At 60.2% G+C, this 15,761-nt stretch carries 11 protein-coding genes, 2 tRNA genes and 1 pseudogene; 5 read left to right on the plus strand and 9 right to left on the minus strand.

Annotated features, from left to right (window positions below; translation table 11 throughout):
• Positions 1-157 precede the first annotated feature (157 nt).
• Complete coding sequence (locus J9870_RS06090) at positions 158-2,059, plus strand: potassium transporter Kup (protein WP_210643112.1); 1,902 nt, start codon at positions 158-160, stop codon at positions 2,057-2,059.
• Between the two features lie 259 nt (positions 2,060-2,318).
• Here the strand turns inward: J9870_RS06090 and J9870_RS06095 are convergent, their stop codons facing one another.
• The 4 genes and pseudogenes from J9870_RS06095 to J9870_RS06110 form a co-directional block, all read right to left on the minus strand.
• On the minus strand, positions 2,319-3,608 hold the full coding sequence (locus J9870_RS06095) for a virulence factor family protein (RefSeq protein ID WP_210643113.1): 1,290 nt from the start codon (positions 3,606-3,608) through the stop codon (positions 2,319-2,321).
• Positions 3,608-6,249 (minus strand): annotated as a pseudogene (gene mprF, locus J9870_RS06100) (bifunctional lysylphosphatidylglycerol flippase/synthetase MprF). Before mprF ends, J9870_RS06095 begins: the two are co-directional and overlap by 1 nt.
• Before the next feature lie 151 nt (positions 6,250-6,400).
• A tRNA-Met gene (locus J9870_RS06105) sits at positions 6,401-6,477 on the minus strand.
• Between the two features lie 207 nt (positions 6,478-6,684).
• Positions 6,685-6,761, minus strand: a tRNA-Met gene (locus J9870_RS06110).
• A 282-nt stretch (positions 6,762-7,043) separates the two neighbouring features.
• Between J9870_RS06110 and dinB the strand changes: the two genes are divergently transcribed.
• Positions 7,044-8,105, plus strand: coding sequence for a DNA polymerase IV (gene dinB / locus J9870_RS06115; RefSeq protein WP_210643114.1), 1,062 nt, complete (start codon positions 7,044-7,046; stop codon positions 8,103-8,105).
• Positions 8,106-8,180: 75 nt separating this feature from the next.
• On the opposite strand, the gene J9870_RS06120 is transcribed toward dinB, so the two are convergent.
• The 4 genes from J9870_RS06120 to J9870_RS06135 form a co-directional block, all read right to left on the minus strand.
• Positions 8,181-9,134, minus strand: coding sequence for a hypothetical protein (locus tag J9870_RS06120; protein WP_210643115.1), 954 nt, complete (start codon positions 9,132-9,134; stop codon positions 8,181-8,183).
• 17 nt (positions 9,135-9,151) lie between these two features.
• Positions 9,152-10,867 (minus strand): proline--tRNA ligase, encoded by a 1,716-nt coding sequence (locus tag J9870_RS06125; RefSeq protein WP_210643116.1) that lies wholly within the window; start codon positions 10,865-10,867, stop codon positions 9,152-9,154.
• 129 nt (positions 10,868-10,996) lie between these two features.
• Complete coding sequence (locus J9870_RS06130) at positions 10,997-12,556, minus strand: AmpG family muropeptide MFS transporter (RefSeq protein ID WP_210643117.1); 1,560 nt, start codon at positions 12,554-12,556, stop codon at positions 10,997-10,999.
• A 44-nt stretch (positions 12,557-12,600) separates the two neighbouring features.
• Positions 12,601-12,954, minus strand: a complete 354-nt coding sequence (locus J9870_RS06135; RefSeq protein WP_210643118.1) for an MGMT family protein — start codon at positions 12,952-12,954, stop codon at positions 12,601-12,603.
• A 154-nt stretch (positions 12,955-13,108) separates the two neighbouring features.
• Here J9870_RS06135 and J9870_RS06140 point away from each other — a divergent pair, with 154 nt between their 5' ends.
• The gene (locus J9870_RS06140; RefSeq protein ID WP_210643119.1) at positions 13,109-14,116 is read left to right on the plus strand and encodes a DUF481 domain-containing protein; all 1,008 of its coding nucleotides are present in this window, start codon (positions 13,109-13,111) and stop codon (positions 14,114-14,116) included.
• A gap of 190 nt (positions 14,117-14,306) precedes the next feature.
• On the opposite strand, the gene J9870_RS06145 is transcribed toward J9870_RS06140, so the two are convergent.
• Positions 14,307-14,516, minus strand: coding sequence for a cold-shock protein (locus J9870_RS06145; RefSeq protein ID WP_002554837.1), 210 nt, complete (start codon positions 14,514-14,516; stop codon positions 14,307-14,309).
• A 354-nt stretch (positions 14,517-14,870) separates the two neighbouring features.
• Between J9870_RS06145 and dcd the strand changes: the two genes are divergently transcribed.
• Both dcd and J9870_RS06155 read left to right on the plus strand, forming a co-directional pair.
• On the plus strand, positions 14,871-15,437 hold the full coding sequence (dcd, locus tag J9870_RS06150) for a dCTP deaminase (RefSeq protein WP_003184751.1): 567 nt from the start codon (positions 14,871-14,873) through the stop codon (positions 15,435-15,437).
• Positions 15,438-15,536: 99 nt separating this feature from the next.
• Entirely contained in the window at positions 15,537-15,752 is a 216-nt protein-coding gene (locus J9870_RS06155; protein WP_210643120.1) for a hypothetical protein, read from the plus strand.
• Positions 15,753-15,761: the final 9 nt, after the last annotated feature.

Consider the following 15,761-nt stretch of genomic DNA (forward strand, 5'->3'; position numbering starts at 1 on the left):
ATACGACGAGTGCTGCGCTATGCTTCGCGCCTTTGCGCTTCAGTGATTTTTACAGTCAATAAAACACCTGTAACGACATGTAAAAAAACAGCGCATGCTGCATCACAAAGCATAGGGCTTCGTTGAAGAAGACAGGTTTGGGAATCAGGAGTGTTGGATGGGTCATGCAAGTAGTCAGGCGGCGGGTGCCGAGCATTCGGCAGCGAAGCCGCTGAGCATGCTGGTCGCGGCGGTCGGAGTGGTTTATGGCGACATCGGCACGAGCCCGTTGTACACCCTCAAAGAGGTGTTTTCCGGCGCCTATGGTGTGCCCGTCAACCACGATGGGGTGCTGGGCATCCTGTCGCTGATTTTCTGGTCACTGATCTGGGTCGTGTCGATCAAGTACATGATGTTCGTCCTGCGCGCCGACAACCAGGGAGAGGGTGGGATCATGGCGCTCACCGCGCTGGCGCGGCGGGCAGCGGCGGGACGGGCGAGGTTACGCAAGTTGCTGGTGGTCTGCGGCTTGATCGGCGCGGCGTTGTTCTATGGCGACAGCATGATCACGCCGGCGATTTCCGTGCTCTCGGCGATCGAAGGCGTTGGTCTGGCGTTTGAAGGGATCGATCATTGGGTTGTGCCGCTGTCATTGGTGGTGTTGGTGGGGCTCTTTATCATCCAGCGCCATGGCACCGCGCGGATCGGCATCCTGTTCGGCCCGATCATGGTGACTTGGTTCCTGGTGCTCGGCGCCCTCGGTGTCTACGGTGTTAGCCAGCACCCGGAAGTGTTACAGGCGTTGAATCCGATGTGGGCCGTGCGTTTCTTTGTCGACCACTCGGGCATGGGCGTGGCGATCCTCGGCGCTGTGGTGCTGGCGCTGACCGGTGCCGAAGCGCTGTACGCTGACATGGGCCACTTCGGGCGCAAACCCATTGCACGGGCCTGGTTCATCCTGGTGCTGCCGGCGCTGGTACTCAATTATTTCGGTCAGGGCGCGTTGTTGCTGGGTGACCCGGAAGCGGCGCGCAACCCGTTCTATCTGTTGGCACCGAGCTGGGCGCTGATTCCGCTGGTGGGTCTGTCGACCCTGGCCACGGTGATTGCCTCGCAAGCGGTGATTTCCGGCGCGTTCTCCCTGACACGCCAGGCGATCCAGCTCGGCTACATCCCGCGCATGTACATTCAGCACACCTCCAGCGCCGAGCAGGGCCAGATCTACATCGGCGCGGTGAACTGGTCGCTGATGGTCGGCGTGGTGTTGCTGGTGCTGGGTTTCGAATCTTCCGGCGCATTGGCTTCGGCCTATGGCGTGGCGGTGACCGGTACCATGCTGATGACCACGATCCTGGTCTCGGCGGTCATGCTGCTGTTGTGGAAGTGGCCACCGTTGCTGGCGGTGCCGGTGTTGGTCGGTTTCCTGTTGGTGGACGGCTTGTACTTTGCCGCCAACGTACCGAAGATCGTTCAGGGCGGCGCTTTCCCGGTCATCGCCGGTATCGCCTTGTTTGTGCTGATGACCACCTGGAAGCGCGGCAAGCAATTGCTGGTGGAGCGCCTGGACGAAGGCGCGTTGCCCTTGCCGATCTTCATCAGCAGTATTCGCGTACAACCACCCCATCGCGTACAGGGCACCGCCGTGTTCCTGACTGCACGCTCGGACGCCGTGCCTCACGCTCTGTTGCACAACCTGCTGCACAACCAGGTGTTGCATGAGCAAGTGGTGCTGCTGACGGTAGTATACGAAGACATCCCCCGGGTACCGCCGCAACGGCGTTTCGAGGTGGATGCCTACGGCGAAGGTTTCTTCCGGGTGATCCTGCACTTCGGTTTTACCGACGAGCCGGACGTTCCGCAGGCGCTCAAGCTCTGCCATCTGGATGACCTGGACTTCAGTCCGATGCGCACCACCTACTTCCTCAGTCGCGAGACCGTCATTGCCTCCAAGCTTGAGGGCATGGCCCGCTGGCGCGAGATACTGTTCGCCTTCATGCTGAAGAACGCCAATGGCAATCTGCGCTTCTTCAATCTGCCGCTGAACCGGGTGATTGAGTTGGGAACGCAGGTCGAAATGTAAGTCTGAACAAAAAGCCCTCGTTGCCTGGTGGTGACGGGGGCTTTTTTGTGGGTGGTACGAATACTGATGCCAGAGTGAAGCCCTTGTGGGGGGCGAGCTTGCTCGCGATAGCTGTGGGTCAGTTGACGGTGATGTTGACGGTGCTGCCGTCATCGCGAGCAAGCTCGCTCCCACAAAGGGGGCATATGTGAAGCCAGGCCCGCATAAAAAAGCCCCGGCAACCAAGGCTGCCGGGGCTTTTTGTCATGCCTGCATCAGGTCACTGGTCGGCAGGCTTGTTCTGGCGCTTGTTGATCTCATCGATCAAGCGCTTGGCCAGGGCCGGGTAGTTTTCGTCGAAGTGGTGGCCGCCAGGCAGTTTGATGGCTTCGCCCACGGCGGTCTTGTCGGTGCAGCCACTTTCGTCGGCTTCTTCGCCTCCGTAGATGCACACCACTTTGTCGGCCGGCAGCTTGGCCATTTCCGGGCCGGTGGCGGCTTCGGTGCCGGCGTTGCCGAGCCAGCCTTCAACCTCGATCTCGAAGCTGCCGGTGCGGGCAAAGGCCAGCAGGATGATCGCGTCGACCCGCTGTTGTTCGGTGGCTGGCAAGCGGTTGTAGATGGCTGGCAGTACGTCGGCGCCGAAGGAGTAGCCGGTCAGGATGAAGCGCTTGGTGCCCCAGATCTGGCGGTAGTGCTGCATCAGTTCGGCGAGGTCCACTGCACTCTGTTCCGGGCTCTTGTGCTGCCAGTAGTAGCGCAGGGTGTCGATGCCGACCACCGGGTAGCCGATCTTGGCCATTTCATCGGCCACGTCACGGTCCAGGTCCCGCCAGCCACCGTCACCGGAGAGGAACAGGGTCACGGTGTCCCGTGCCTGGCTGGCAGGGACTTCCACCACCGGAATGCTCAGGCCGCCTTTGGCTTTGTCGGTACCCACGAGGATTTTGCGCAGTTCGTTGTTCAGCACCTGCGGCAGGTTGATGTCGTAGTCGCTGATGCTGGTTTCGGCATTTTTCTGATCCCGTACGAAACCGGCACTGGTGTCGTCAGGGTTATCGTTCCACGCCACCAGCCAGTGGCCATGGGCGGCACTTTTGGGCAGCAGGTGGGTACAGCCGGGTTTTTCCAGGGCCAGGTCCACCGAAACGGCCTTGGCCTTGTCATCTTTCTGCTCGGCCAACCAGCGCCAGGCCAGCACGGCGCCTGGGCCGATGCCGCTGACCAGCGTAGCCGGCCCCTGGAGCTGCCGCAGACCGGCCTGCAGGGCGCGACCTTGCAGCATGCAGTCCTTGGGCAGGATCACCTGGACGATCTGCGCCGAGCCGCTGCGGCTGAGGGTCGTCAACTGGGTGTCGCTGAGCTTCTGGTCTTCATTGACCGCCACCAGTACCTGGGCACGCGGCTTGGTGCCAGGGATGACCCGGGTCATCGCTACGCCATCGGCGGGTGCCAGTTGTTCCAGGACGGGTTGCGGGGCCGGGCGGTTCCAGTACCAATAGCCGCCACCGAGAATCACCGCCAGCACCAGCAGGGCGGCCACTACGTATCGCCAGGAGCGTTGCATCATCAGCGTTTCACCAATCCAGTCAGGCCGCCTGCAATCAGGGCGGCGGTATCGGCCAGCGCCACCAGCGGATCAAGTCCGGCGGGCACGGCCATGTAACGAGGTTCCCAGTCAGGCTGGAATTTATCTTTGAAGCGGCGCAGCCCCTGGAAGTTGTAGAGCTGCTCGCCACGGCGGAACACCATCGAGCCTAGGCGCTGGGTCAGCGGCGCGCCACGCCGCGGCTGCAGGCCCGACAGTGGGACCATGCCCAGGCTGAAACGGGCGTAGTCATGGTTCTTATAATGTTGGATGAGGCCGACCATCATGAACTCCATGGTCAGCTTCGGGGCTTCGGGGTGGGCGCGCATCAGGTCGAGGCTGGCCAGATCATGGCTGTGGGTTTCCAGCAGGTTGGCGAATGCGACCGGGCGGCCTTCGAAACGGATCACCGCGATACGAAAGTGCTTGAGGTAGTCATCGCTGAAACGACCCAGGGAGAAGCCTTTCTCGCGCACGTTCTTGCCGGTCAGCCAGGCATCGGAAATGACCTTGAGCTCATCCATCGGCGCCTGGCCCGGCTCGTGGATTTCCAGCGACAGGCCATCACGGGTGCCGCGATTCCAGGTGTAGCGCAAGTCCTTCATCTCTTTGCCCTTGGCCTCGAGATCAAAGCGCTTGAGGTCGACCCGTGCTTCTTCACCCAGCTTGATCGCCGTCAGACCGATATCCATGTAGTACGGCAGGTTCTCCGCGCGCACCTGATAGAACACCGGACGGGCATGGTGGATGTCGCACAGGTCGCGGAACTGCCAGATCATTTCAGCCCGTTGCTGGGTGGGGCCGATCGGGTCGTACAACGCCACCAGGCTGCGACCACGGCGGGCATACATCAGAAAGGCTTCGTCATTGGGGTGAAACAGCAATGCCTTGTCACCGGTCAGGGCCAGGCCGCCGTCGGGTTGCGAAGACGCCATGAGGATCGTCTTGGCCCGTTCCAGCTCTTCTGCCGTCGGCAAATGGATCACCGGCCGCGCGGTGCGCAGCAACCAGGTCAGGGACACCACCACCAGCAGCACCGCAGCCCCCAGCAGCGAGCGCAAGCCACGAGGGGCGTCCGCGTCGAGGGTGAACTGCCACCAGAGTTGATGGCTATAGGGCACGTCCTGATAAGCAAACAGCAGCAGCCAGATCGACGCGCCGAGCACGCAAAGGCTGGCAATCAGGAACAGCGGGGAAAACGGCAGTTCGGTCAGGCGACTTGGACGATAGAAGGATCGCCGGAACACCGCCAGCAGGGCGGCCGTCAGGGTCAGCAGCGTGGCTTCTTCCCAGTCAAAACCCTTGAGCAGCGAGAGCAGGGCGCCCACCAGCAGCAAAATGGTGGTCAGCATCCAGGCGGCCGAGAGGCGACGGCGCAGGCCTTGGGCGAGCAACAGGCACAGCACGCCCACCAGGCTGGCACCGAAGTGCGAAGCGTCCACCAGTCGATGAGGGATCAGGAAGCCGATGTGCTCCAGGCGGGTGTCGATTTCCGGTGTCACACCGGAAAACAGCAGCACCACGCCCGAAAGGAATACCAGCACTGCCAGGATCGGTGCTGCGAAACCCGACGCTACCCGCAGGGTCTGGCGTGTCTGGAACAGCCGTTGCGCCTCGTTGATCAGCAGCAGTACACAAGCCACCAGCATCGGCAGCAATACGTAGATCAAGCGATACAACAGCAGCGCGGCGGCCAGTGGTGCGGCCCCCAGCTTGTCGGCAAACGCGGCGAGCAGGATCGCTTCGAACACCCCGACCCCGCCAGGCACATGACTGAGTACGCCGGCGGCCAGCGCCAATAGGTACACCAGGAGGAAGGCACCGAATGGCGGCGCTTCGGGCAGCAACAGATACAGCACTGTGGCGGCGGCTGCGACGTCCAGTGCGGTGATGACCAATTGCAGGAACGTCAGGCGTCGCCCCGGCATCCGCAGCGTGCGGCGCCCGGCCTTGACCAGAAGGGCATCGCGATAGGGCTGCTCTGGCAGGCGCCTACGATAGATGCCGATGGCCAGCACGCAAGTCAGCAACAACACTGCTACGGCAATCGCCCCCAGCAACGTGGCCGGCAAATGCAGTGCCGCAGAGGCGGCAGGCAAGTTGCTGAGGGTTGCCAAGGCAGCCAAGGGGGCAGCGCGCAGCCCAGGGACAGGCTGGCGAACAAGGTCATGTGGGCTACATCCGATGCCCCCAGGCCATGGCGGGCATACAGACGGTAGCGAACCGAACCGCCCGACAGCAGCGACAGGCCGATGGCGTTGCCGATGGCAAATGCGGTGAACCCACCCAGGACCATGGTCTGTGGCGGCAGTGTGACCCCGGCATAACGGCTGGCGGACCATTCATAGCCCAGGAGAATGATGAACCCGGCCACTGTGGCAGCTATCGCACCGAGCAGGGCCGGTCGTGGCACTTCCAGAATCGAATCGTGCAGGGCGTAAAGATCAAGCTCGCTCAGTAAGTGGCGGCAGGCAATCAAGGCAATCGCAAACAGCAGCAACGTGACCGCGAGCCCAATAGACTGGCGGTATTGACTGATCCGATCCAGCCAGCGCAATCGTTCGGCCTTGATCGGTTGTGTCGCAGTAACAGGGTCTTGCGGGTCAGACGAGTGGGCGCGCATCAATCACCTCTTGAGCTATGCGCGACAGGATGGGGGTATCCAGCCAAGTTACCAATCCCTGCGGAGGAAAATAATTACAAAATCTTTGTAATGTAGTCTTTTTTGCCAGACACAAAAAAGGCCACTCTTTCGAGCAGCCTTTCTTGATATTTGGTTGCGGGAGCCGGATTTGAACCGACGACCTTCGGGTTATGAGCCCGACGAGCTACCAGACTGCTCCATCCCGCGTCTGTGTGGCGGCATTCTACAGGCGAACGCATGAGTGTCAACCGTTAAAAGGTAATGGGATCAAATAAACGGCCAATCTGTGTAAATGCGCGAAATCAAAAGGAAATTGTCCTACAGCTTTCACCTCGGCGAGTGCTGCGACCGTCTTCGTGGCAAAACAGGCGCGCACAAAAAAGGCCACTCTTTCGAGTAGCCTTTTTTGATATTTGGTTGCGGGAGCCGGATTTGAACCGACGACCTTCGGGTTATGAGCCCGACGAGCTACCAGACTGCTCCATCCCGCGTCTGTGTGGCGGCATTCTACAGAGAATCGCGTGGCTGTCAACCCTGATGCCATAAAAACCTGTTCCGGTTCAAGTGCTTAGCCACGGTATAAGGCATTGTGACAACGCTGTGACGCAGGCCTGGCAAGGGCTGGCGCTCTATCGGATGATTCATCGCGATTGAATAAATAAATTTATGTAGGCACCTTCTGGCGTCAGCGAAGGATCTTTCAAACTACTGGTGCTATATACAGGTTCGGGTGCGATACTGGTGACCCGATTCGTCGCACGCTCCGCTTCTTTATGACGCAACGTAAAATCATCCACGTCGACTGTGACTGTTTCTATGCCGCTATCGAAATGCGCGATGACCCTCGGCTGGCCGGCAAACCCCTGGCGGTGGGTGGTTCGGCGGATCGACGCGGCGTGATCGCGACCTGTAATTATGAGGCGCGGGCCTATGGCGTGCGCTCGGCCATGTCCTCCGGCCACGCCTTGAAGCTTTGCCCGGACCTGACCATCGTCAAGCCGCGGATGGATGCCTACCGGGAAGCGTCGAAGGAAATTCATACGATTTTCAGCGATTACACCGACTTGATCGAGCCGCTGTCCTTGGACGAGGCTTATCTGGATGTCTCGGCCAGCGCGCATTTCGGTGGCAGCGCCACTCGCATCGCCCAGGACATTCGCCGGCGGGTTTCCAATCAGTTGCACATCACTGTGTCTGCCGGCGTCGCGCCGAACAAGTTCCTGGCCAAGATCGCCAGCGACTGGAAAAAGCCCAATGGCCTGTTCGTCATCACCCCGGACCAGGTGGAAGATTTCGTCTCGGCCCTGCCGGTGAGCAAGCTCCACGGTGTGGGCAAGGTCACCGCCGACAAGCTGAACAGGCTCGGTATTGTTGACTGCCAGCAGCTGCGGCAGTGGGACAAGCTGGCGCTGGTGCGCGAGTTCGGCAGTTTCGGTGAGCGACTCTGGAGCCTGGCTCGGGGGATCGATGAGCGTCTGGTGCACAACGACAGTCGGCGACAGTCCATCAGCGTGGAAAACACTTACGACGTTGACCTGCCCGATCTGGTGAGTTGCCTCGAAAAACTTCCGGAACTGATGCAAACCCTCAGTGGGCGCATGGCGCGGATCGACAGCAGCTATCGCCCTGGCAAGCCGTTCGTCAAAGTGAAGTTCCACGATTTCACCCAGACCACCCTGGAACAGGCCGGGGCAGGGCGGGACCTGGGCAGCTATCAGTTGTTGTTGACCCAGGCGTTCAACCGTGGCGGCAAGCCGGTACGGTTATTGGGAATTGGGGTGCGGCTGGAAGATTTACGCGGTGGGTTCGAGCAGTTGGAGTTGTTTGAGCGGTGAGGGCGCTACATATATGAAGGATTTGCCCGGTTCTTGTGGCGAGGAAACAAGCTCCCGCGCCACAAGGTTTTGCTGCTAGTTCGCGCCAGGATCCGCCACCAATCGACCGCCATCCTTGGTCAGCGCCTTCATGAACTCGCTCTGCAACTCTGGATCATTGCGGGTCAGTTCGATCAGGCTCTGTTCCAGCTCGCTGGCCTCTTCTTCAAGCCCCAGCTCCGACAGGCGCTTGACCCGGTGAACCCACTGGCTCACTTCGTCGTCTTCCAGGTCGTCGTAGATCAATGCATGGGCTTCCAACAGCTTGCTGCGCAAGGTGCTGCTGATGCTCAGGGACGAGTCGGTGTGGACCTCATCCTGGGCGTCCGTCACGCTGATCTGCAATTTGCCGAATTGGCTCAGGTCCTGCTCGGCGAACGGGCTTTCGAGCAGGTTCAAGCGCAGCACGCCATTGCGATCGGTGCTCAGTTCGAAGGTCTGTCGGGCGGCCTTGACCTCCACCGGGCGTTCGCTCCAAGGCAGGCTCGAGTGTTCCGTGCGCTTGTCGCGCTGGACTTCGTCGATGCCCGCCAGGTTCTGCTGGGCCCGGCCATGGGACGGTACGTTCATGAACGGGTTGAGCCCGGCGAAACCGTAGCTGATCCAGTCGCGGGTGACCGTGTCTGGCAAGCTGCCAAGGGCGAACACATTGACCACGTTCGCGCCAACGCCGGCCACCACCGCCACCGCGCCAAGGGGGATCTCGTAAATCTCGCGCCAAGGTTGATACGGTGTGTAGCGATCGTAACGGCGAGTGACCTCGAACTCAGTGACTTCGAAAGTCTTTTGTTCATTGATCCGTATACGGCGCTGCGGCAGGTCGAGCACCTTGGGTTCGCCCACATCGATCTGCAGGCTATGGTCGAGCAGTTTGCGCTCGACCCGCTCTTCGTGCTCGCTGCGTTGCGACATTTGGTTGGCGCAGCCGCTGACCAGCAGGGCGCCGCACAAGGCGGCGCCACCGAGGCCTAAGGTGTTTCGCTTGAACATGACGTCTCTATCTGGTGTCAGCGGCGGATACGGGCCTGGAGGAAAGACAACACGTCGGCGACCGGCAGTGCTTGCGGCTCGGCCTCGGTGCGGCTCTTGTATTCCAGGTTGCCTTCGGCCAGGCCACGGTCACTGACGACGATCCGGTGCGGGATGCCGATCAGTTCCATGTCCGCGAACTTGATGCCGGGGCTGGTTTTCTTGTCGCGGTCGTCCAGCAACACTTCGAAGCCGGCCGCCGTCAGTTCGGCGTAGAGCTTGTCGGTGGCTTCACGCACCAGGTCGGTCTCGTAGCGCAGCGGCACCAGGGCAACCTGGAACGGCGCCAGCGTGTCGCTCCAGATGATGCCTTTTTCGTCGTTGTTCTGCTCGATGGCGGCAGCCACTACGCGGGAAACGCCGATGCCGTAGCAACCCATTTCCAGGGTGACCGGCTTGCCGTTCTCGCCCAGCACTTCGCACTTCATCGCCTTGCTGTACTTGTTGCCCAGCTGGAAGATGTGCCCGACTTCGATGCCGCGCTTGATTTCCAAGGTGCCCTTGCCGTCCGGGCTCGGATCGCCGGCCACGACGTTGCGCAGGTCCGCGACGGTTGGAACCGGCAGGTCGCGCTCCCAGTTCACGCCGAAATAGTGCTTGTCGTCGACGTTGGCGCCGATGGCGAAGTCGCTCATCAGTTCCACCGAACGGTCGATGATGATTGGCAATGGCAGGTTCAGCGGGCCGAGGGAGCCGGCACCGGCGCCGATGGCGTCGCGCAGTTCGGCTTCGCTGGCCATGACCAGTGGACTGGCGACGCCGGGTTGGTTGGCGGCCTTGATTTCGTTCAGCTCGTGATCGCCACGGATGATCAGGGCAATCAGCTTGCCTTCCTCTTCGGCTCGCACGATCAGGGTCTTGATAGTGCGCTCGATTGGCAGGTTGTAGCCTTCCACCAGTTGGGCGATGGTCTTGGCGTTCGGTGTGTCCACCAGGCGCAGTTCTTCGCTCGGCGCGGCCCGGGAGGTTTCCCGAGGCACGGCTTCGGCCTTCTCGATGTTTGCCGCATAATCGGAGCCGTTGCTGAACACGATATCGTCTTCGCCGGACTCGGCCAGTACGTGGAATTCGTGGGAGCCGGCGCCGCCAATCGAGCCGTTGTCGGCTTCAACCGGGCGGAATTTCAGGCCCAGGCGGGTGAACACGTTGCAGTACGCCTGGTGCATGCGGTCGTAGGTGACTTGCAGCGAAGCCAGGTCGGTGTGGAACGAGTAAGCGTCCTTCATGATGAATTCGCGACCGCGCATCAGGCCGAAGCGTGGACGGATCTCGTCACGGAATTTGGTCTGGATCTGGTACAGGTTGATCGGCAGCTGCTTGTAGCTGCTCAACTCGTTGCGCATCAGGTCGGTGATCACTTCTTCGTGAGTCGGGCCTGCACAGAAGTCGCGACCGTGGCGATCTTTGATGCGCAGCAATTCAGGACCGTATTCTTCCCAGCGCCCCGATTCCTGCCACAGCTCGGCCGGTTGGGTGCCCGGCATCAACACTTCCAGGGAGCCCGCGGCGTCCATCTCTTCGCGAACGATGGCTTCCACCTTGCGCATCACTCGCAAACCCATCGGCAGCCAGGTGTACAGGCCCGAAGCGAGTTTGCGGATCATGCCGGCACGCAGCATCAACTGATGGCTGATCACGACGGCGTCGGAAGGTGTTTCTTTCTGTGTGGCGAGCAAATATTGACTGGTGCGCATGGTTGGCCGTTGTCGGTTGCTGATGACGAGAAGTGACGGAGCATTGTACGGGCGAGATGCCCTGGCGTACAGGCGCGTGGCCGGTTGCCGGATGCAGGCGCCGGTTTCGTCGGCGCCTGCTGAATTTTCCTACGACTCTTCCGCGGGGCGGGTCGGCGTCGGTTCCGTGTTCGCTGTCGAGCCTTGGCGGCGGTTCTCCTGGAACCAGTGCAGGGCAATCAGGAGCAGGGTTGGAACGCCAAGCAGGGCGGTGATCAGGAAGAAGTTGTGGTAGCCGAACTTCTCCACCATCACCCCTGAATAGCCGCCGATCAAGCGTGGCAGCAACAGCATGATCGAGCTGAGCAGGGCGTATTGGGTGGCGGAGAACTTCAGGTTGGTCAGGCTTGATAGGTAGGCGACGAACGCCGAGGTGGCCAGGCCGGAGCTGAAGTTGTCCAGGGAAATGGTGACAATCAGCATCTTCACGTTGGCGCCCATGTCGGTGAGCATCAGGAAGAGAATGTTGGTGCCGGCCGAGGCGACGCCGCCGATGAACAGGATCGGCAGGATGCCGAAGCGCACGATCAGCAAGCCACCCATGCCGGCGCCGACGAGGGTCATGATCAGCCCGAAAATCTTGCTGACGCTGGCGATCTGGTCCTTGGTGAAGCCTTGGTCGATGTAGAACACGTTGGCCATGACGCCCATGACCGTGTCCGACATCCGGTAGGTCGCGATCAGTCCGAGCAGCAGCAAGGCTTGCCAGCGGTAGCGCAGGATGAAGTCGTTGACTGGCGTCAGCACCGGCGCCAGCCCTCGGCGGCCCATGGCCGACAGGCACATGGCCGTGAGGAGGATATAGAGAATGGCGCGCAGGAAGGCGCGATCCTGAAGCAACAGGTCGAGCAGGCTGACGCCTTCGAACAACACGCTGGCGAAATCGGTGTTGTAGAGCTGGGTGAACATCGCCGGTACCGATACCAACAGGATGATCAGCACAAACACCGATGCCAGCTGATGAGCGAACGAGTAGCGTCCGGCCTGTAATTGAGTGCGCAGCGGCACCGGCGGTTCACGCATGAACAGCGAGGTGAGCAGAGCCGGGACCATCAACACGCCGAACAGCAGGTAAGTACCGGCCCAGGCGGAGTGTTTATAGTTGAAACCGGTGGAGCCAAAGCCTTCGGCGAAGAACAGGGCGCCGGCGGTGGCCAGCAGGGCGGCGATGCGGTAACCGGACATGTAGCTGGCAGCGAGCGCTGCCTGGCGGGTGTCGTCGGCGATCTCCAGGCGATAGGCGTCGACGGCGATGTCCTGGGTGGCCGAGGCGAAGGCCACGATCACCGCGATGGCAATCAACCATGACAGGTGTTTTTGCGGATCGCAGAAGCCCATGCCGATCAGACCAAGGATCACAAGGCCCTGGGAGAGCACCAGCCATGAGCGACGGCGCCCGAGTTTGCCCAGCAGCGGCAGGCGCCATTGGTCGAGCAGTGGCGACCAGACCCACTTAAAGGCATACGCCAGGCCGATCAGGCTTGCGTAGCCAATGGTTTCACGGGCCACGCCGGCTTCGCGCAACCAGACCGAAAGCGTGGAAAACACCAGCATGTAGGGCAAGCCGGCGGCGAAGCCAAGCAGCAACAGCACGAGCGTCGAGGGACTGGCATAGGCGGCGAGGGCGGCGCGCCAGGTTTTACGGGGCATGGGCTGGAGTCTGCCTCAAAAATTGCGAAAACAAAGCGCGCACTCTAACCGCTGTGCTCTACCGGGCGCCAGCCATGGCGCTGAATATCAACACGATTGTTCAGGACACTGATGCCTTCCATGCGCAGGCGTGCGCGCTGTTCGTCCCCTGAGGCGCTGCCCGCGGGCAGGCTTATCCGACCGCCGGCAGCCAGTACCCTGTGCCAGGGCAGCTTGGTGTCATTCGGTAACTGACTGAGGGTCCGCCCGACCCAGCGCGCCGCACGGCCCAGGCCGGCCATTTCGGCGAGTTGGCCATAGGTGACGACCTTGCCCGCCGGCACCTGTGCCAGGGTCAGGTAAAGGGTGGTGCGGCGGATTTGGGCGGCGTTCTCGGTATCCGCAGGGGTGTCAGTCACGTTAGGGCTTCCTCGGGTGTCCGTCTGTAGATTAATTCCTACAAGGTTGATTGAGAAATGAACTCATCATCCATACGCGGGTCAGTCCTTGCTGAGGTGTCATCCTGGGGGATAATGCCGCCTTTTCACCGCAAACTTGAGCCCTTTATCGCTTATGTTGTCTAGAACCCTGCTATGCCTGGCTGTTGCCAGCGCTTCCACGCCATTGCTCGCCGACACTGTCTGGTTGAAGAATGGGGACAAACTCAGTGGCAAGATTACCGTTTTCGATGGCGGCAAGCTGCTGATCCAGACCGATTACGCCGGTGCGGTTCCCATTGATTGGAAACAGGTCAAGACCCTGGAGAGCGACCAGCAGCTCTTGGTCAAGCAGGATGCCTATACCGGCGAGAAAGCCAAGGCCCTGCATGCCGCCGAGGATGGCAAGGTCACCCTGGCCAACGGCGATGCGCCCAAGACCGTCGAACTGGCCAGTATCCAGCAAATCCTCAAGCCCAAGCCGGTGGTCGAGGATCTGGTCTGGAAGGGCAATATCGATGCCGCGCTGGATTACCAGCGTGCGGAAAACGATACCGATGATTACGACATCGACTTCAAGACCTCTGCTCGCCATGGCAGATGGCGACATACCGCCGAAGGCGAATACAACCGTGAATTCCAGGACGATGTGGTTTCCGCCGACAACTGGCGGCTGGAGTATTCCCTCGATCGGTTTTTCACTGACAAATGGTTTTGGCAAGGTCGTCTGAACTACAAGCGCGACAAAGTCGAAGACCTGGCGCGCCAGCGTGTGGTGGGGACCGGTCCGGGCTACCAGTTCTGGGATGACGAATTGGGCGCGTTCTCGCTGGGCTCGTTGCTCAACCGCACCGATTACGAGTATCGCGATGGCGGCAAGGACAACTTCTATTCCGTGGCCATGAAGTGGGACTACAACCGCTACCTGATTGGCAAGCGCGTCGAGTTCTTCACCAATGGCGAAGTGGGCAAGCCGTTGTCTGATGTCGCGGACTATGCCTACGACGCAGAGGTCGGGCTGCGCTACAAGGTCACCGATTGGGCGTCACTCAACCTCAAGGCCGAGAAAGACGTCATTGAGGGCACCGAAGACAGCGACTTGAGCAAGACCCGTTACACGGCTGGATTTGGCGTGACCTGGTAATCCCGGGCCAGTAACAAATCTGTGGGAGCGACTGGCTCGTGATAGGGGTAAATCAGTCACATTAATGTTGACTGGCATACCGCTATCGCGAGCAAGTCGCTCCCACAGTTTTTTTGTGCGCGCAAAAAACTGACAGGCACAAAAAAGCCCCGCTTTTGAGGGCGGGGCTTTTTACTAAAGCAAGGACAAGTTAGATAACTTGAACTTCTTCAGCTTGCATGCCTTTCTGACCGCGGGTAGCGATGAAAGAAACCTGTTGGCCTTCTTTCAGGCTTTTGAAGCCGTCGGATTGGATAGCTTTGAAGTGAACAAACAGGTCGTCACCGGATTGTGGGGTGATGAAGCCGAAGCCTTTTTCATCGTTGAACCACTTAACGGTACCAGTTTGGCGATTAGACATGGTGTAACTCCTTGAACAAAGATAACTGCGACTCAGGAAGAACCCTGGCCGAGACTGAGTGCAAAGAGCAGGAAAAATTCTTGTAGATGGTTGGATCGAAATTCAACATATCGTGTAGAGATTCTCAGTGACACAAGCAGCACAGTGGCGCCACCTTAACCCTTTTTCCGGAACGTGCCAATGGTCTTTGCGAAGGTTTCTCGGATTTAGTGACTGGCGGCGTGGGGTATTGCCGTCAGGGACCGGAAATCAAGGCGGATCGGCGAGATTTGCGTCCCACGCTTTGAACCCGGCCTCGCGCCCCGGTAAGATGCCGGACGTATTTTTTCCACCTCGCTATTTCAGGAAACCGCCATGAGCATCAAATCGGACAAGTGGATTCGCCGCATGGCGCAAGAGCACGGCATGATCGAGCCCTTCGTCGAGCGTCAGATGCGTGGCGAAGGCGCCGACCGGCTGATTTCCTTCGGTGTCTCCAGCTACGGCTACGACGTGCGCTGCGCCGATGAATTCAAGGTGTTCACCAACATCAACTCGGCTACCGTCGACCCGAAGAACTTCGACGAGAAGAGCTTCGTCGACGTCAAGAGTGACGTGTGCATCATCCCGCCGAACTCATTCGCCCTGGCCCGCACCGTCGAGTACTTCCGGATTCCGCGCAACGTACTGACCATCTGCCTGGGCAAAAGCACTTACGCTCGCTGCGGCATCATCGTCAACGTCACGCCGCTGGAACCCGAGTGGGAAGGCCACGTGACCCTGGAGTTCTCCAACACCACGACCCTGCCGGCGAAAATCTACGCCAACGAGGGTGTGGCACAGATGTTGTTCCTTGAATCCGACGAAGAGTGTGAAGTGTCCTACAAGGATCGGGGTGGCAAGTACCAGGGTCAGCGCGGCGTGACGCTACCGCGTACCTGATTCTGACGAACAGTTGGAATTCCTGGGCGGGCAGACACTCTATTGCGTGTACTGCCCGTTTTTGCGTCAGCGCGACGGGCTTCGCCCAGGAGTTGCTCTATGAAGATCGATCCGCGAATCAGTGCCGAACTGGCAAAGCTTGAGCCCAATCAGATCGGCGTCATGGCTTGGTCATTGCTGGCCCATCCTGCCGAAGCGGCGGGCGGCATCCCCGGCCAGCCTGATCCCGATACCCCCAACGAACAACCCAACGAACCCACTGAGCCCGGCGAACCGACCCTGCCGGACGAGCCGCCTCCTGCGCCTGTTGCCTGACGAAATGCT

It is taken from the genome of Pseudomonas sp. Tri1, assembly GCF_017968885.1.
In the GTDB taxonomy this organism is placed as follows: Bacteria; Pseudomonadota; Gammaproteobacteria; order Pseudomonadales; family Pseudomonadaceae; genus Aquipseudomonas.